Origin of the sequence: Sanguibacter sp. Z1732 (assembly GCF_051020515.1) — a bacterium.
GTDB lineage: Bacteria > Actinomycetota > Actinomycetes > Actinomycetales > Beutenbergiaceae > CALKWS01.
Genome location: NZ_CP194857.1, coordinates 3,828,955 through 3,845,434 on the forward strand (window position 1 = coordinate 3,828,955; position 16,480 = coordinate 3,845,434).

Below are 16,480 nucleotides of genomic sequence, written 5' to 3' on the forward strand. Positions count from 1 at the left end.
CTCTCGTGTTCGTCTCAGTGACCCATGCCCAGGCCGCCGTCCACCGGCAGCACCGCCCCGGAGATGTAACCGGACTGCGGTGCGGCGAGGAACTCCACCGCGGTGGCCACGTCCTCCACCGCACCGAACCGGGCCGCGGGGATGGCCTCCAGGTATTTCGCCTGGGTCTGTTCGGGTAGTTCGGCCGTCATCGCGGTGTCGATGAAACCGGGGGCGACGACGTTGGCGGTAATGCCTCGGGCGCCCAGTTCCCGGGTGATCGAGCGGGCCATGCCCACCAGGCCGGCCTTGGCCGAGGAGTAATTGATCTGCCCGGGTGAGCCGTACAGGCCCACCACCGAGGAGATCAGCACGATCCGCCCACCACGCTGGCGGACCATCCCCTTGCTGACCCGCTTGACGCACCGGAACGTGCCGGTGAGGTTGACATCCACGACGTCGGCGAAGTCCTCCTCGCTCATCCGCAGCAGCAGCATGTCCCGGTTCATCCCGGCGTTGGCCACCAGCACCTGCACCGGGCCCAGTTCGGCCTCGATGGTGGTGAAGGCGGAGTCCACCGAATCGGTGTCGGTGATGTCGGCCCGTACGCCCAGGACCCCCGGCGGCACCTCGCCGCTGCGGTGGATCCCGGCCACCTTCTCCCCGGCCGCGGCGAACCGCTGCGCGATCGCATACCCGATCCCGCGGTTGGCTCCGGTCACCACCACGGTGCGGGGCTGATCACTGCTGTGCTGCTCGCTCACGCTGATCCCTTCGACTAGCAACTGCGCATAGACGGTAGTGCACCGGCGGTCCCCACGGGGAACGGACCGGAGCACGGCCCGGCGAGTCATCATGGCCGCGCGCGGCGTAGGCTGGCAGGTATGCCCGAGGTCCACTCCGTCACCAGCGCCGCGGAACCACTCAGCGTGCGCAACAGCAGGCGGATGCGGCGGTACCTGATCACGATGGGGATCAGGTGCGCCGGGCTGGTCGGGGCCGTCTACACCGAGGGTTGGCTGCGCTGGGTGAGCATCGTCCTGGCGGTGGTGCTGCCCTATGTGGCGGTGGCCCTGGGCAGCGAGAGCGTGGACAAACCCACCGGAGCCACCCCCTATACCGAGCCCGATCCGCAGATCACCGCCTCCGGTCGGGTGGAGTTGGAGCAGCGCCATGACTGACCTGATCTGCAGCGCCAAGGGCTGCCGCGCCGGTGCGCAGTGGGCGCTGCGGTGGAACAATCCGAAACTGCACACCCCCGGACGGCGCAAGATCTGGATGGCCTGTCCGGACCACCGCACCCACCTGGAGAACTTCCTGGGCGCCCGCGGGTTCCACCGGGAGACGGTGGCCCTGGCCGACCTGCCGCCGGAGGAACGACCCGCCGGCCCATGACATCGCGCTACTCCTTCCTGACCAGCCGCCGCTGGCTCGGCCTGATCGCCGCGGCGGTGGCCATCTCGGTGGTCTGCGCCCTCCTGGGGTACTGGCAGTGGTCCCGGTACCAGGGTCGCGCCGACCAGGTCGCCCTCGTCGAGGCGAACTTCGACCAGGACCCCGTTCCACTGACCGACCTGGTCAGCCGGCCGGGTGCCGAGTTGGATCCTGCTCACCAGTGGCGCCCGGTGCAGGTTCAGGGCCGCTATCTCGGGGAGGTGGTGGTGCTGCCCCAGCGCGGGGTTGCGGGCAACCCGGCCGATCACGTGGTGGGAGTGCTGGCCGTGGACGTCGGCGACGGGCCGGACTGGGCTGTGCTGGTGGACCGGGGCTGGTACACCACCGACACCTTCGCCGACCACGCCGCAGCCCAGGAACTACCCAGCGGGCAGGTCACGACCACCATGCGGCTGCGCCCCGCAGAAGGGCCTTCGCCGCGGGAGCTCGACGCGGGGCAGATACACCGGCTGAACCCCACCCAGGCGCTGACGGCAGCCACCGGCACCGAGGAGGATGACAGCGCCGGGTACGTGCTCGCCACGGGGATCTACGGCCAGTTGGCCGCCGAGACCGAGGGAGGTTCCGACGTCGTCCCGGCGGAACTGAACCTGCTCCCCCGTCCGGTCGCGGACCTCGGGTCGCACCTGTCCTACGCGTTGCAGTGGTGGGTCTTCGCCCTCGGCCTCTACGTGGCCCTGGTGATCCTGGCCCGCAGGGAGGCCCGGGACCCGCGCGCACCGGCCCCGGTGCGCCGCCGGGCCGATGCCGACGAGGACGAGGCGATCGAGACCCAGATTCAGGCCAGCGCGACCAGTTCGGCGTAGTCCTCGCTCCACAGGTCCTCGTCGCCATCGGGCAACAGCAGCACCCGCTCGGGATCCAGCGCCGCCACGGCTCCCTCGTCGTGGCTGACCAGCACCACCGCACCGGTGAAGTTGCGCAACGCCTCCAGGATCTCCGCACGGGATGCCGGGTCGAGGTTGTTCGTGGGCTCATCCAGCAGCAGCACGTTCGCGGCCGAGACCACCAGCACCGCCAGCGCCAGTCGCGTCTTCTCACCACCGAGAGAGCACCCGCGCGGGCTTGAAGGCGTCGTCGCCGGAGAACAGGAACGAGCCCAGCACGCTGCGTACCTGGGTATCGGTCAGGTGCGGAGCGCTGCGGCGCAGGTTCTCCACCACGGTGGCACCGGTGTCCAGGTTCTCGTGTTCCTGGGCGTAGTAGCCGATCTTGAGCCCGTGGCCGGGGTTGATCTGGCCGGAGTCGGGCTGTTCCACCTGGGCGAGCAGACGTAGCAGGGTGGTCTTGCCGGCACCGTTGAGTCCGAGCACCACCACCTTGGAGCCCCGATCGATGTCCAGGTCCACATCGATGAACACCTCCTGGGAGCCGTAGCTCTTGGACAGCCCCCGCGCCGACAACGGTACCCGCCCGCACGGAGCGGGGTCCGGGAACCGGAGGTTGGCGACCTTGTCCGCCGTCCGGGTCGACTCCAGGCCGGACAGCATCCGCTCCGCCCGGCGGAACATGTTCTGCGCGGCGACGGCCTTGGTGGCCTTGGCGCGCATCTTCTCGGCCTGGGCGACCAGGGTGGCCGCCTTCTTCTCCGCGTTCGCCCGTTCCCGCCGGCGGCGGCGCTCATCGGTCTCGCGCTGAGCCAGATAGTCGTCCCAGCCCAGGTTGTACACCTCCAGTTCCGCGCGGTTGGCGTCCAGGTGGAACACCTTGTTCACGGTGGCACGCAGCAGGTCGGTGTCGTGGCTGATCACGATGAAACCACCGGGATAGGTGGCCAGGAAGTCACGCAACCAGGTGATCGAGTCGGCGTCGAGGTGGTTCGTGGGCTCATCCAACAGCATCGTCTCGGCACCGGAGAACAGGATCCGGGCCAGTTCCACCCGGCGCCGCTGGCCACCGGACAGGGTGCTCAACTGCTGGGCCAGGACCCGGGTCGGTAGCCCGAGGTTGGAGGTGATCCGGGCGGCCTCCGACTCGGCCGCCCATCCCCCCTGGGCGGTGAACTCGGCGTCCAGGCGGGAGTACCGGGCCATCGCTCGCTCGCGCGTGTCCTCGTCGTCGCTGGCCATGTCGGTCTCGGCCTTGCGGACGCGGCGCAGCAGTTCGTCCAGCCCTCTGGCGGACAGCACCCGGTCCATCGCGACCACCTGCAGGTCCCCGGTGCGTGGGTCCTGGGGCAGGTAGCCCACCTCACCGGTGCTGGTGATCGTCCCGGCGCTGGCCTGATGCTGGCCGGCCAGGGTCTTGGTCAGGGTCGTCTTGCCGGCCCCGTTGCGGCCCACGAGACCGATCCGGTCGCCGGTGTCGACCCGGAAGGTGGCGCCGTCCAGCAGCTGGCGGGCACCGATTCGCAGTTCGACGTCAGTAGCGGTGATCACCGGGCCGAGTGTAGGTGGCCTGATCGGTGTTCCGACAATTGGAATTCCCCGCCCAGGTCGGGCCACGGCGGGCGTCGTGGGCACGGTGGCGGATAAGGTGCAGAGCATGAGTACGGCCGATCCGACCCCGGTACGCGGGGTGCCCAGCCCCGGCACCGCCGTCGATGAGGGCGAGCCGTCACCTGCCACAGCCGGCGCTGGTGGGACCGATCCCGAGCGGTCCGGTGCCACCGAGTCGGCCCGCACCCGCTCCGGTGCATGGCGCCGGGCCGAGGAGGCCCTCGCCCAGGGGTGGCAGCGCAGCACGCCCAAGGCGCGGTGGGTCACCGAGAAGGCGGCTCCGCTCAGCCGGTGGGCCGCACAGGTGAATCTGGTCCAGGTGGCCGCCGGGGTCGCGGTGACCGCCCTGGCCGCACTGCTGATCGCGGTCGCGGCACAGGTGGAGTGGGAGGTCGGGGTGTTGTCCGCGCCGCTGTGGCTGTTCGTGGGCGCGGCGCTGCTGGCCGGGGCCGTGCTGGGACCGTGGCGCGGGCTGCTGGCTGCGGTGCTCTACCTGGTGATGGGCCTGGTGGGTGCCGCCTGGGCCGGCGACGGCACCGCCGCGCATACCGACGGCCCGTGGGCCGGGGTGCTGCTCACCCTGCCGCTGGCGGTGCTGATCACGGGGTGGATCAGCGCCCGCCACGCGACGTTGCGCTCACCGGTGACCTCCGGTTGGTACTTCTTCGGCTGGTTCTTCTTCGCCGCCCTGGCCGGTCTGGTGCTGATCTACGCCGGCGGCTTGTGGACCCTGTTCGACCGGACCGACGTCGGCGGCTGGGCGGTGTTCGCCACCATGTCGGCCCGGTTCCCCTTCGACGTCGCCCAGTGCATCCTGGTGGCGGTGATCGCCGTGGGCGTGCACCGCTTCGTCCCCGGTCTGCTCAGACGTTGAAGCCCAGCGCCCGGAGCTGCTCGCGGCCGTCGTCGGTGATCTTCTCCGGACCCCACGGCGGCATCCAGACCCAGTTAATCCGGGAGCCTTCGGTGATGCCCTCCAGGACCTGGGCGGCCTGATCCTCGATCACGTCGGTCAGCGGGCACGCCGCCGAGGTCAGTGTCATGTCGATGATCGCCTGGTTGTTCTGGTCCAGGCTGACCCCGTACACCAGGCCCAGGTCGACGATGTTGATGCCGAGAGTTCGGGGTCGATCACATCGCGCAACGCTTCTTCCACGTCCGCGGCGGTCGGTGCTCCCGCAGGCGGCTGGTACTCGTTCTCGATCTCGATGTCAGTCATGGTTTCCTCTGCCTCGCTTCCTCACGTAGTGTCCTCGGGCCCGGACGAATCTGCAACCAGCGCCTGCGCGGTGGCATCCCGGAGTGCCATCCAACCCAGCAGCGCGCACTTGATCCGTGCCGGATAGCGGGCCACCCCGACGAAGGCGGTGGCATCGCCGAGTATTTCCGCCCGGGGTTCGGCGAGCGGCCGGCCACGCCCGTCCATCAACGCCCGGAACGCCTCGGTGATCTCATCGGCCCGTCCCACCGGGACGTCCCTGATCAGTTCGGTCAGCACCGAGGTGGAGGCCTGTGAGATGGAGCAGCCCATCCCCTCCCAGGTGACCTCGCCGATCCGGGGCGCGCCGGTGGAGGTGTCGAGGTGAACCTGCAGGCGCACCTCGTCACCACAGGTCGGGTTGACCTGGAATGACTCACCGTCGGCGCGCTCGCGCAACCCGTGCCCGGTGCGCTGCTTGGCGTGGTCGAGGATCACCTGCTGGTACAGCTGGTCCAGGTTGCTCATGCTGCTCCTTCGAAGAAGGTGCGCACCCGGGCCAGGTGGGCGCAGAACTGATCGATGTCCTCATGGCTGGTGTAGACCCCGGCCGAGGCGCGCGCGGAGGACGGCACGCCCAGGTGCCGGTGCAACGGCTGTGCGCAGTGGTGGCCCACTCGGACCGCCACGCCGGCGTCGTCGAGCACCTGGCCCACGTCGTGGGGGTGGATGCCCTCGACCGCGAAGGAGACCACCGCGAGCCGGTCCGCAGGTTCGGTCGGTCCGAGCACGCGCACCCCCTCGATGCGACTCAGACCGGTGAGCAGGTGCTCGGTGAGCGCGGCCTCGTGGGCGGCCAGTGCCGCCATGCCCAGTTCCTGCAGGTACCCGACCGCGGTGTGCAGGCCCACGGCCTGGGCCACCATCTGGGTGCCCGCCTCGAACCGTTGCGGTGGCGGGGCGTAGGTGGTCCCGGTCATCGTGACCACCTCCACCATCGATCCCCCGGTCGCCACCGGGGGCATCGCCTCCAGCAGCTCACGACGGCCGTAGAGCACGCCGATACCGGTGGGGCCGAGCATCTTGTGCCCGGAGAACACCGCGAAGTCCACCCCCAGGGCGTGCAGGTCCAGGGGCAGGTGCGCGGCGGACTGGCAGGCATCCAGCACGGTGAGGGCACCGACCGCCTCGGCGGCGGCCACGACCGGCGCCACCGGGGTGATCGCTCCGGTCACGTTCGAGGCGTGGGTGAAGGCGACCACCTTCGTGGCCGGGCCGATCACGTCCAGGCCTGCCAGGTCGAGTCGTCCCTGGGCATCCAGACCGATCCAGCGCAGGGTGGCGCCGGTGCGGGCACACAACTCCTGCCAGGGCACCAGGTTGGCGTGGTGCTCGGCCTGGGTCACCACGATCTCATCGCCCGGGCCCACCGCCAGCGTCCGGGCCGCGGCGCCGCCGCGGCCGGCGGCGGCATTCGACATCGCGTACGCCACCAGGTTGATGCCCTCGGTGGCGTTCTTGGTCCAGACGATCTCGTCGTCGTCGGCCCCCACGAAGGCGGCTACCCCGGCACGGGCCTGCTCGAAGAGTTCGGTGGCCTCCTCGGCCAGGGCGTGCGCGCCGCGGTGCACGGCGGCGTTGCGGGCGTGATAGAAGTCCTGCTCGGCGTCGATGACGCACTCGGGCTTCTGCGAGGTGGCCGCCGTGTCCAAGTAGATCAGCGGACGGCCACCCCGGACCGTGCGGCGCAGCAGCGGGAAGTCCGCGCGCACCGCCGCCAGTTCGGACTCGCTGAGTCCGCTCCGGTGCTCGATGCGGTGCGCGCTGGTCATCACACCGCCTGCAGGAACCGGTCGTAGCCCTCGGCCTCAAGGCGGTCGGCCAGCTCGGGGCCACCCTCCTCGGCGATGCGCCCGTTGACGAACACGTGCACGAAGTCGGGCTTGATGTGCTGCAGAACCCGGGTGTAGTGGGTGATCAGCACGATGCCGGCACCGGTCTCGGCCTGGGCGGCGTTGACGCCCTCGCCCACGATCCGCAGGGCGTCGACGTCCAGGCCGGAGTCGGTCTCGTCCAGGATCGCGAACCGCGGCCGGAGCAACTGCATCTGCAGGATCTCGTGGCGCTTCTTCTCACCGCCGGAGAAGCCGGTGTTGACGTCCCGCTGGGCGAAGTCGGTGCCCATCCGCAGGCCCTCCATCGCGGTGTTCATGTCCTTGACCCAGGTCCGCAGCGGCGGGGCCTGGCCGTCGATGGCGGTCTTGGCGGTGCGCAGGAAGTTCGACACCGACACCCCGGAGACCTCCACCGGGTACTGCATGGCCAGGAACACTCCGGCGCGGGCGCGCTCGTCCACCTCCATCTCCAGGACGTTCTCGCCGTCCAGGAGAATCTCACCGTCGGTGACCTCGTAGTTGGGGTGTCCGGCGATGGCGTAGGCCAGGGTGGACTTGCCCGAGCCGTTCGGGCCCATGATGGCGTGGATCTCGCCGCTGTTGATGGTCAGGTCCACGCCCTTCAGGATCGGCTTGGGGCCGTCCTGGGTGCCGACGTTGACGTGCAGGTTCTTGATCTCGAGCTTGCTCATGTGCTGGTTTCTTCTCTTCCTTGGTCTGGAGGTTTCTCAGGCGCTGGCGCCGACGGTCACATCAATATCGACGAGGACGTTGTCGCCCTCCACGGAGACGGAGTAGACGGGGACGGGCTGGGTGGCCGGCAGGCTCAGCGGCTTGCCGCTGGCCAGGTCGAAGGTCGACCCGTGCAACCAGCACTCGATCGTGGCCTCCTCCACCTCCCCCTCGGACAGGCTGACCTGGCCGTGGGAGCAGATGTCGGAGATCGCGTGGTAGTTCCCGTCCTCGTCCCGCACGATGGCGATCGGAACGGGCCGTCCGTCGACGTCCTCGAGGTCGGCGCGCATCGCCTCCCCGGGTTCGAGGTCACCGGTGTCGCATACGTACTGGGTGCTCATGCCGAGACAGCCTCGTACTGCCGGATCTCCTCTTCGATCGCTGCGGTGAGACGGTCGGTCACCTCGGGCACCGCGATCTGGTTGATGAGTTCGGCGAAGAAGCCGATCACCACCAGGCGGCGCGCCTCGGTCTCGGGGATCCCACGAGCGCGCAGGTAGAACAATTGCTCGTCGTCGAACCGGCCGGTGGCGCTGGCGTGGCCGGCACCCTCGATCTCGCCGGTCTCGATCTCCAGGTTCGGCACCGAGTCGGCGCGGGCACCCTCGGTGAGCACCAGATTCCGGTTCAGTTCGTAGGTGTCGGTGCCCTCGGCCTCGGACCGGATGACGACGTCGCCGATCCAGACCGCGTGGGCGTCCTTCCCCTGCAGCGCACCCTTGTAGGTCACCCGGGAGATGCAGTTCGGGGCCACGTGATCCACCAGCAGGCGGTGTTCCTGGTGCTGGCCGGAGTCGGTGAAGTACAACCCGACCTTCTCCACCTCACCGCCGGGCTCGGCCAGCTCCACGTCGGGGGTCAGCCGCACCACGTCACCCCCGAGGGTGACGACGATGTGGCGCAGGTTGGCATTGCGGCCCACCCTGGCCCGGTGCGCGCTGATGTGCACGCTGTCGCGCTCCCACTCCTGCAGGCTCACCAGGGTGAGCCGGGCACCCTCGCGCACGTCCACCTCCACGGTCTGGGCCAACTGGGCCGAGCCGAAGTGGTTCAGGATGATCGTGGCCTCGGAGTGCTCCTGCGCCACGACCAGCACGTGCTGGGCGCCTGGTTCGGTGCCGCCGGCACCGGTGATCGCCACCGAGGTGGGCTGATCCGGGGTCGCGTTGGCCGCCACGGTGATCACCGTGGCCTCGGTGGTGTTGTTCCAGGCCTGGGCCGAGACCCGGTCGGTCGGCGCTCCGATGCGGCCGAGCCGCTCGTCGTCGCGCCCCACCTGCTCGCTGTGCACGCCGGGGGCGGCGTCCACGACGACGGTCGGTGCCGGGCCGCTGAACTCATCGCCGAAGAAGGACTGGAACCGGTCCACCGGTGAGAAGCGCCACTCCTCCTCCCTGCCGGTGGGTACCGGGAAGTCCGAGAGCGCGAAGGAGGTGAACCGCTGTCCCGCAGGTTCGGGACCGGCGTGGCTGTGGGCACCGTCGGCGACGGCGAGGGTGTGGTCGGTCTTCATGGATTCCTTGTCTGGTGCGGTGCTGGACTGGACGTCGTTGGTCATCAACCGACGGATCCCTCCATCTGCAGTTCGATGAGCCGGTTCAACTCCAGGGCGTACTCCATCGGCAGTTCCCGGGCGATGGGCTCGATGAAGCCGCGCACGATCGTGGCCATCGCCTCGAACTCCGTCAGCCCACGGGACATCAGGTAGAACAACTGGTCCTCGCTGACCTTGGACACCGTGGCCTCGTGGCCCATCTCCACATCGTCCACGCGCACGTCGACGTAGGGTAGGTGTCGGTCCGCGAGATCGTGTCCACCAGCAGCGCGTCGCACAGCACGGTCGACTTGGCGTGCGTGGCGCCCTCGAGCACCTGCACCAGCCCGCGGTAGGAGGAGCGCCCGCCACCACGGGACACGGACTTGGACACCACCGAGGAGGAGGTGTGCGGGGCCATGTGCACCATCTTGGCGCCGGTGTCCTGATGCTGACCGGAGCCGGAGAAGGCGGCCGAGAGGGTCTCCCCCCGGGCGTGCTCACCCATCAGGTAGATCGCCGGGTACTTCATCGTGGCCTTGGACCCGATGTTGCCGTCGACCCACTCCATGCTGCCGCCGGTGGCGACGGTGGCCCGCTTGGTCACCAGGTTGTACACGTTCTGCGACCAGTTCTGGATCGTGGTGTACCGGACGTTGGCGTCCTTCTTCACGATGATCTCCACCACGGCCGAGTGCAACGAGTCGGTCTTGTAGATCGGCGCGGTGCACCCCTCGACGTAGTGCACCGACGAGCCCTCGTCGGCGATGATCAGGGTCCGCTCGAACTGGCCCATGTTCTCGGTGTTGATCCGGAAGTAGGCCTGCAGCGGGATCTCCACGTGCACGCCCGGCGGAACGTACACGAACGATCCACCGGACCAGACCGCGGTGTTCAATGACGCGAACTTGTTGTCGCCGGTGGGGATCACGGTGCCGAAGTGCTCCTCGAAGAACTCCGGGTGCTCCTTCAGCGCGGTGTCGGTGTCCATGAAGATGACACCCTGGCGCTCGAGTTCCTCGTTGATCTGGTGGTAGACCACCTCGGACTCGTACTGGGCGGCCACACCGGCCACCAGCCGCTGCTTCTCCGCCTCGGGGATGCCGAGCTTGTCGTAGGTGTTCTTGATGTCCGCGGGCAGGTCCTCCCAGGTGGTGGCCTGCTTCTCGGTGGAGCGGACGAAGTACTTGATGTTGTCGAAGTCGATGCCGCTGAGGTCTGCGCCCCACTCCGGCATCGGCTTCTTGTCGAACAGTTTCAGGCCGCGCAGCCGCCGCTTGAGCATCCACTCCGGCTCGTCCTTCAGCCGGGAGATGTCCTGCACAACCTCCTCGCTCAGCCCGCGACGGGCCGAGGCACCGGCGTCGTCTGAATCGCTCCAGCCGAACTGGTAGGCGCCGAAACTCGCGATCGCCTCGTCCTGGCTGAGCTGCTCACGGGCCTTGTCGGCCTCCTGCGGTGTGGTGGTCGTCATGAATTTCCTTCCATGTCGTCATGGTGTGACGGTGTGCTGACCTGCGGAACGCCGGGTGGCACGTGCGTTGTGCACACGTGCTCGCCACCGGCCAGGGTGGCCAGTCGCTGCACATGCACTCCGAGTAGTTCCGAGAACGCACGGGTCTCGGACTCACACATCTGCGGGTACTGGGCCGCGATCGCATGGACCGGACAGTGACCCTGGCACAACTGTATGGCCAGATTCGCACCGACCGGGCGTGTGGACGCGGCGTAGCCATCCGCGCTGAGCAGATCGGCCAGCATCCGGGCGCGATCGGCCGGGTCCTGCCCGGCCGCCTCCACCGCCTGCCGGTAACGGCCCACCATCTCATCGGCCCGCCGGTCCGCGAACTGCTCCACCGCCTCATCACCCAGCCGGTCCCGCAGTTGCTCGATCGCCATCAGCGCAACCCTGGAGTAGCCATCGTCGAGCCTGGGCCGGGCCTCGGCGGTCGCGATGTAGCGCTTGGCGGGCCGGCCCCGACCGCGGGGGTGCAGCGGGCTCTCCGGGCGCACCCTGATCTGCCCCTCGCTCTCCAGGGCGATCAGATGCCGGCGAATCGCGGCGGAGGTCAGGGCCAACTCGGACGCGAGATCCGCGGCCCGCACCGGCCCGCGCTGAACCACCAGGTTCAGCACCCGCTCCCGGGTACTCTCCTCGATCTCACTGGCCTGCTCGCTCACACACATCACCTCCGCCCACCGCTAGGGCAATTACCTCACATTGTCCTTTCCAAATTGGCCCCTGGCAAGCAAGGCTGCCCTAAGTGAGTGTCGTCACAGGCGCGGGCCGCGCGCGCGGCCGGGCTAGGCTGGCGAGCGTGTCCACACCCTGCGTGCACCTGGAGCAGGTGAGCCTGAGTTTCGGCCCCGTGCCGGTGCTGCGGAACCTGTCCTGGCAGGCCGAGGCCGGCCAGGTGACCGCGGTCCTGGGCCCCAACGGCGCCGGCAAGACCACCACGATGCTCACCTGTGAGGGTCTGCTGCGTCCGGACTCCGGACGGGTGCGGGTGCTGGGGCTGGATCCGCACACCGACGCGGCCGCGTTGCGCCCCCGGGTGGGCGTGATGATCCAGGACGGGGGTCTGCCGGTGATGGCCCACGCCCGAGCCCTGCTGGACCATGTGGCCCGGTTGTACGCCCACCCCCACGACACCGGCGAACTGGCCGACCTGCTCGGAATCGGGGAATTCGCCCGGACCGCGGTGCGGCGCCTGTCGGGGGCCAGCGCCAGCGACTGGCGCTGGCGCTGGCGATCGTGGGCAGACCCGAACTGGTGTTCCTGGACGAGCCGACCGCCGGCTTGGACGCCCACGGCCGCGAGGTGGTCTGGGACCTGGTCCGGGGCCTGCGCGCAGCCGGCACCTCGGTGATCCTGAGCACCCACGTGATGGAGGAGGCCGAGTCCCTGGCCGATCAGGTGGTGATCATGGACCGCGGTGTCGTGGTCGCCGCCGGCAGTCCCGGCGAGCTGACCGGCGCGGGCGAGGACGTCAACCGCGTGCACATCACCGGCCCGATCGACGCCGAGGCGCTCGGGGCGCTGCGCAGTGTGGCCACCGAGCACGGACTCGATGTGTCCGTGCCATCCGAGCGGGCCCTGCGCGAGGTGTTCCTGGACCTGACCGGGCCGGAGGAACGATGACCCACACGCTCGGTCTCGCCCCGCATCCCGGTGCCGCGTCGCGACCCCGGCGGGTGCTGGCCCAGGCTTCCTTCGAGGTGCGCACCACGCTGCGGCACGGTGAGCAGCTGCTCATCACCGCGATCCTGCCCGCCCTGTTCATGGTCGTCCTGGCGCGCACCGAGGTCTTCACCCTGCCGGTATCCGGCGGGCAGGAACGGATCGACCTGGTCACACCCGGCGTGCTCGCGCTGGCGGTGCTCTCCAGTGCCTTCACCGGCCCGGCGATCGCCACCGGGTTCGACCGGCGGGCCGGCGCCCTGCGGCTGCTCGCCACCACTCCGCTGGGCCGCGGCGGGCTGCTGGCCGGGCGGATTCTCGGGGTGGGATTCATCCAGGTGCTCCAGGTGGCGCTACTTGCCTCGCTCGCCGTGACACTGGGTTGGCGCCCACCACTGGCCGGTGCCGCGCTCGGGGCACTGCCCTTCGCCGCCGGGACGGCGGCCTTCACCGCGTTGGCGATGCTGGTGGCCGGCACGCTTCGGACCGAGGCGGTGCTGGCAGGGTCGAACCTGCTGTGGGTGCTGATGGCGATCGGCGGCGGCGTGCTGTTACCCACCGGATCGCGCTGGCTGCCCTCGGCCGCGCTGGGCGACGGCCTCCGCGCGGCGATGAACCTGGAGGTGGCCACGGTCGCTGTGTGCACCGCCATCCTGATCGGGTGGGCGGGTGTCCTCACCGCCGGGGCGCTGCGCTGGTTCCGCTGGCATTGAGGCGCCCGCACACCACGTATCCTGGGCGGGTGGACGTCGAACGTGTGCGCCGTTGGATCCCCGTAGTCGCCTGGGCCAATCTCGTGGTCCAGATCGGCATCATCATCACCGGGGGCGCGGTCCGCCTGACCGGTTCGGGGCTGGGCTGTTCCACCTGGCCCAACTGTGAGCCCGGGCAGTTCACCCCGCAACTGCGCGACGCCACCGACTTCCACGGAGCGATCGAGTTCGGCAACCGCGCCCTGGCCGCGGTGGTGTTCGTCGTCGCCCTGTCCCTGGTGGTGCTGCTGGTGGTGGCCGGGCGCAAGCAACCGCACCGGCGCCGCCGCGGGCTCGAGGCGCTCGCTGCCGGCATCGCCGCAGGTGTGCTCATCCAGGCGGTCGTGGGCGGGATGACGGTGTGGTTCGAGTTGCATCCGGCCCTGGTCGGTTCGCACTTCCTGCTCTCCGGTGTGCTGGTGGCCGCCTCGACCTACCTGCTGGCGCGCCTGCGCGAGGGTGATGGCCCGCCCAGGCCGCTCGCGGCCGAGGGTCTGGGTCCGGTACGCACCCTGGTGGTGGTCCTGATGCTGGTGACCGTGGTGCTGGTGGTCCTGGGGGTGATCGTCACCGGCGCCGGCCCGCACTCCGGTGATCAGGACGTCGGCTACCGGTTCGCCGTGGACCCGGTCTCGGTGGCGCGGGTGCACGCCGGTGCGGCCTGGGCATTCACCGCCACGGTGATCACCCTGCTGGTGCTGCTGCACCGGGCCCGGGCGAACGTGGGGGCCGGTGCTGAACTCACCCGAGCGCGCCGCCGCACCTGGGTGCTGCTTGCGGTGACGCTGGCCCAGGGGGTGGTCGGCTACGTGCAGTACTTCACCGGGCTCCCGGAACTGCTGGTGGGGATCCACCTGTTCGCCGCCGCGGTGCTGATCGCCGCGGTCACCTTCACCGTCACCGGACTGCGGGTCCGCGAGCCGGTCCCGGCGACCGAGACGCTACAGGCCGCCTGAGCGCGGCACCCACGCGGCGTCGGCGGGGCGTAGACCGTCCCAGTCGCGGCCGGCCAGGGCGTGGGCGGCCAGTGCGCCCGCGACGGTGCTGGGGTTGTGGATCCGGCCGGCCAGCACCGCATCGGCCGCCTCCTCCAGGGCCACCCACCGGCTGATCATGCCGGCCTCCTCGGCCACCCGCTGGTGCCGGTCGCGCGTGGGCACCTGGTGCAGGTCCCGGGCCAGGAACACCCTGACCGCCTCGTCCGAGCCACCGGGGCTGGTGTAGAAGTCCACCAGGGTGTCCCAGCGAGCGGCGCGCAGATCCGCTTCCTCGGCCAGTTCCCGCGCCGCTGCGGCCACCAGATCCTCTCCCTGTTGATCCAGGAGGCCGGCGGGGACCTCCCACAGGTAGGAGCGCACGGGGTGGCGGTACTGGCGCAGCAGCAGCATCCGTCCGGCCTCATCCAGGGCCACGATCGCTACCGCCCCGGGATGGCGCAGGTACTCGCGCACCACCTGCCCGCCGGGGCCCAGGTCCACGTCCTGGCTGACCAGATCCATCACGGCGCCACGATGGATCTCCACCAGGTCGCCGGTCCGGAGCCGCGCCGGTTCGTCGGCGAATCCGGCCGCCGCGCTCACTCCCCGGCCGCCAGCGGCGCCGGCTCGACCTCGATCAGACGGGTCTGGCGCTGACGGTCCAGTGCTGCCCCGATCAGTCCCCGGAACAACGGGTGGGCCCGGGTGGGCCGGGACTTGAATTCCGGGTGGGCCTGGGTGGCCACGTAGTAGGGGTGCTGCTCGGTGTCGAGCTCCACGAACTCGACCAGTTCGGAGTCCGGGGACCGACCCGAGATCACCAGGCCGGCCTCGGCCAGGTCCCCGCGGTAGGCGTTGTTCACCTCGTACCGGTGCCGGTGGCGCTCGCTCACGTGCTCGGCGTCGTAGGTACGGGCCACCAGGGAGCCCGGCGTCAGTACCGCCGGGAAGGACCCCAGTCGCATCGTTCCGCCGAGTTGGCCCTCCCCGCCGACGTTCTGACGTTGCTCGGCCATCGTGGCCACCACCGGATGGTCCGTCTGGGGATCGAACTCGCTGGAGGAGGCATCGTCGAGCCCGAGTACGTTGCGCGCGTACTCGATCACCATCGCCTGCATTCCCAGGCAGATGCCCAGGGTGGGCACCTGCTGCTCCCGTGACCAGCGCAGCGCCCCGAGTTTGCCCTCGATGCCACGCACGCCGAAACCGCCGGGCACCAGCACGCCGTCGACCCCGGCCAGCGCCTGACGGGCAGCCTCGGGGGTGGCACAGGCATCGGAGGGGACCCACCGGATGTTCACCCGGGCGTTCTCGGCGAATCCTCCGGCGCGCAGCGCCTCGGTCACCGACAGGTAGGCATCGGGCAGGTCGATGTACTTGCCCACGAGCGCGATCTCGACCGCGTGGGCCGGGTGGTGAACCCGTTCCAGCAACGTGTGCCAGGTGTCCCACTGCACGTCCCGGAACGGGATCCCCAGACGCCGGATCACGTAGGCGTCCAGCCCCTCGGAGTGCAGCACCTTGGGGATGTCGTAGATGCTGGCAGCGTCGATACAGGTGATGACCGCCTCGCGATCGACGTCACACATCGCGGCCAGTTTGGCCTTGACCGACTCCGGGATGTCCCGGTCGGCCCGCGCCACGATCGCATCGGGCTGGATACCGATGCTGCGCAGCGCGGCCACCGAGTGCTGGGTGGGTTTGGTCTTCAGTTCCCCGCTGGGACCCAGATAGGGGATCAGCGAGACGTGCACGAAGAAACAGTTGTCCCGACCGATGTCCTGACGGACCTGCCGGGCCGCCTCCAGGAACGGCTGGGACTCGATATCGCCGACGGTCCCCCCGACCTCGGTGATGATCACATCGGGTGCCTCCCGGTCATCACCCGGAGTGGCCTGGGCACGCATCCGGCGCTTGATCTCATCGGTGATGTGGGGGATCACCTGCACGGTGTCGCCCAGGTACTCCCCGCGGCGCTCCTTGGCGATCACCTCCGAGTACACCTGGCCCGTCGTCACGTTCGCCTCGGCGCTCAGGTTCGCGTCCAGGAAACGCTCATAGTGCCCGATGTCCAGGTCGGTCTCGGCGCCGTCCTCGGTGACGAACACCTCACCGTGCTGGAAGGGGTTCATCGTGCCCGGATCCACGTTCAGGTACGGGTCCAGTTTCTGCATCGTCACCCGCATGCCGCGGGCGGTGAGCAACTGGCCCAGGCTGGCGGCCGTCAGGCCCTTGCCGAGGGATGACGCCACACCGCCGGTCACGAAGATGTGCCGGGGAACGGGGGGCAGGTTGCCGGGAAGCCGGTCCGAAGAGATCACCACGGACTCCCACTC

At 69.7% G+C, this 16,480-nt stretch carries 16 protein-coding genes and 4 pseudogenes; 8 read left to right on the plus strand and 12 right to left on the minus strand.

Annotated features, from left to right (window positions below; all coding sequences use genetic code 11):
• Positions 1 to 14: 14 nt before the first annotated feature.
• A complete protein-coding gene (gene fabG, locus ACRRRO_RS19910; RefSeq protein WP_424797617.1) occupies positions 15 to 743 on the minus strand; it encodes a 3-oxoacyl-ACP reductase FabG in 729 nt (242 codons plus the stop codon).
• Positions 744 to 863: 120 nt separating this feature from the next.
• On the opposite strand from fabG, the gene ACRRRO_RS19915 reads away from it, so the two are divergent.
• Genes ACRRRO_RS19915 through ACRRRO_RS19925 form a run of 3 tightly spaced genes read left to right on the plus strand, consistent with a single transcriptional unit; the run spans position 864 to position 2,240 of the window.
• Entirely contained in the window at positions 864 to 1,160 is a 297-nt protein-coding gene (locus tag ACRRRO_RS19915; RefSeq protein ID WP_424787844.1) for a DUF3099 domain-containing protein, read from the plus strand.
• Positions 1,153 to 1,374: a hypothetical protein gene (locus ACRRRO_RS19920; protein ID WP_424787845.1), complete on the plus strand. Its 222-nt coding sequence runs from the start codon at positions 1,153 to 1,155 to the stop codon at positions 1,372 to 1,374. Before ACRRRO_RS19915 ends, ACRRRO_RS19920 begins: the two co-directional genes overlap by 8 nt.
• Entirely contained in the window at positions 1,371 to 2,240 is an 870-nt protein-coding gene (locus tag ACRRRO_RS19925) for an SURF1 family protein (RefSeq protein WP_424797616.1), read from the plus strand. The genes ACRRRO_RS19920 and ACRRRO_RS19925 overlap by 4 nt, the downstream gene beginning before the upstream one ends.
• Here the strand turns inward: ACRRRO_RS19925 and ACRRRO_RS19930 are convergent.
• Positions 2,213 to 3,812, minus strand: a pseudogene (locus ACRRRO_RS19930) (ABC-F family ATP-binding cassette domain-containing protein). The gene ACRRRO_RS19925 and the pseudogene ACRRRO_RS19930 sit on opposite strands and share 28 nt — an antisense overlap.
• A 106-nt stretch (positions 3,813 to 3,918) precedes the next feature.
• On the opposite strand from ACRRRO_RS19930, the gene ACRRRO_RS19935 reads away from it, so the two are divergent.
• The gene (locus ACRRRO_RS19935) at positions 3,919 to 4,746 is read left to right on the plus strand and encodes a biotin transporter BioY (RefSeq protein WP_424797615.1); all 828 of its coding nucleotides are present in this window, start codon (positions 3,919 to 3,921) and stop codon (positions 4,744 to 4,746) included.
• Here the strand turns inward: ACRRRO_RS19935 and ACRRRO_RS19940 are convergent.
• The 8 genes and pseudogenes from ACRRRO_RS19940 to ACRRRO_RS19975 form a co-directional block, all read right to left on the minus strand.
• Positions 4,736 to 5,091 (minus strand): annotated as a pseudogene (locus tag ACRRRO_RS19940) (metal-sulfur cluster assembly factor). The gene ACRRRO_RS19935 and the pseudogene ACRRRO_RS19940 sit on opposite strands and share 11 nt — an antisense overlap.
• Before the next feature lie 21 nt (positions 5,092 to 5,112).
• Positions 5,113 to 5,598, minus strand: coding sequence for a Fe-S cluster assembly sulfur transfer protein SufU (gene sufU / locus ACRRRO_RS19945; RefSeq protein WP_424797614.1), 486 nt, complete (start codon positions 5,596 to 5,598; stop codon positions 5,113 to 5,115).
• Positions 5,595 to 6,902, minus strand: coding sequence for a SufS family cysteine desulfurase (locus ACRRRO_RS19950; protein WP_424797613.1), 1,308 nt, complete (start codon positions 6,900 to 6,902; stop codon positions 5,595 to 5,597). The genes sufU and ACRRRO_RS19950 overlap by 4 nt, the downstream gene beginning before the upstream one ends.
• A complete protein-coding gene (gene sufC, locus ACRRRO_RS19955; protein ID WP_424797612.1) occupies positions 6,902 to 7,657 on the minus strand; it encodes a Fe-S cluster assembly ATPase SufC in 756 nt (251 codons plus the stop codon). The genes ACRRRO_RS19950 and sufC overlap by 1 nt, the downstream gene beginning before the upstream one ends.
• A gap of 36 nt (positions 7,658 to 7,693) precedes the next feature.
• Positions 7,694 to 8,041: a non-heme iron oxygenase ferredoxin subunit gene (locus ACRRRO_RS19960; RefSeq protein ID WP_424797611.1), complete on the minus strand. Its 348-nt coding sequence runs from the start codon at positions 8,039 to 8,041 to the stop codon at positions 7,694 to 7,696.
• Positions 8,038 to 9,258 carry a Fe-S cluster assembly protein SufD gene (gene sufD / locus ACRRRO_RS19965; protein ID WP_424797610.1) on the minus strand — a complete coding sequence of 407 codons (1,221 nt, stop codon included), beginning with the start codon at positions 9,256 to 9,258 and terminating at the stop codon, positions 8,038 to 8,040. Before sufD ends, ACRRRO_RS19960 begins: the two co-directional genes overlap by 4 nt.
• Positions 9,258 to 10,708: pseudogene (gene sufB, locus ACRRRO_RS19970) on the minus strand (Fe-S cluster assembly protein SufB). The gene sufD and the pseudogene sufB overlap by 1 nt, the downstream one beginning before the upstream one ends.
• A complete protein-coding gene (locus ACRRRO_RS19975) occupies positions 10,705 to 11,421 on the minus strand; it encodes a helix-turn-helix transcriptional regulator (protein WP_424788015.1) in 717 nt (238 codons plus the stop codon). The pseudogene sufB and the gene ACRRRO_RS19975 overlap by 4 nt, the downstream one beginning before the upstream one ends.
• Before the next feature lie 227 nt (positions 11,422 to 11,648).
• Between ACRRRO_RS19975 and ACRRRO_RS19980 the strand changes: the two are divergent.
• The 4 genes and pseudogenes from ACRRRO_RS19980 to ACRRRO_RS19995 form a co-directional block, all read left to right on the plus strand.
• Positions 11,649 to 11,971, plus strand: a pseudogene (locus tag ACRRRO_RS19980) (ATP-binding cassette domain-containing protein); the annotation flags it as partial.
• A gap of 84 nt (positions 11,972 to 12,055) precedes the next feature.
• Positions 12,056 to 12,376, plus strand: coding sequence for a hypothetical protein (locus ACRRRO_RS19985; RefSeq protein WP_434081627.1), 321 nt, complete (start codon positions 12,056 to 12,058; stop codon positions 12,374 to 12,376).
• Entirely contained in the window at positions 12,373 to 13,128 is a 756-nt protein-coding gene (locus tag ACRRRO_RS19990; RefSeq protein WP_424797608.1) for an ABC transporter permease, read from the plus strand. Before ACRRRO_RS19985 ends, ACRRRO_RS19990 begins: the two co-directional genes overlap by 4 nt.
• A gap of 29 nt (positions 13,129 to 13,157) precedes the next feature.
• Positions 13,158 to 14,123 (plus strand): COX15/CtaA family protein, encoded by a 966-nt coding sequence (locus ACRRRO_RS19995; RefSeq protein ID WP_424787858.1) that lies wholly within the window; start codon positions 13,158 to 13,160, stop codon positions 14,121 to 14,123.
• Here the strand turns inward: ACRRRO_RS19995 and ACRRRO_RS20000 are convergent.
• Together ACRRRO_RS20000 and ACRRRO_RS20005 are read right to left on the minus strand one after the other, a co-directional pair.
• Positions 14,109 to 14,747, minus strand: coding sequence for an NUDIX domain-containing protein (locus ACRRRO_RS20000; protein WP_424797607.1), 639 nt, complete (start codon positions 14,745 to 14,747; stop codon positions 14,109 to 14,111). The two genes, ACRRRO_RS19995 and ACRRRO_RS20000, sit on opposite strands and share 15 nt — an antisense overlap.
• On the minus strand, positions 14,744 to 16,468 hold the full coding sequence (locus tag ACRRRO_RS20005) for a CTP synthase (RefSeq protein WP_424797606.1): 1,725 nt from the start codon (positions 16,466 to 16,468) through the stop codon (positions 14,744 to 14,746). Before ACRRRO_RS20005 ends, ACRRRO_RS20000 begins: the two co-directional genes overlap by 4 nt.
• Positions 16,469 to 16,480: the final 12 nt, after the last annotated feature.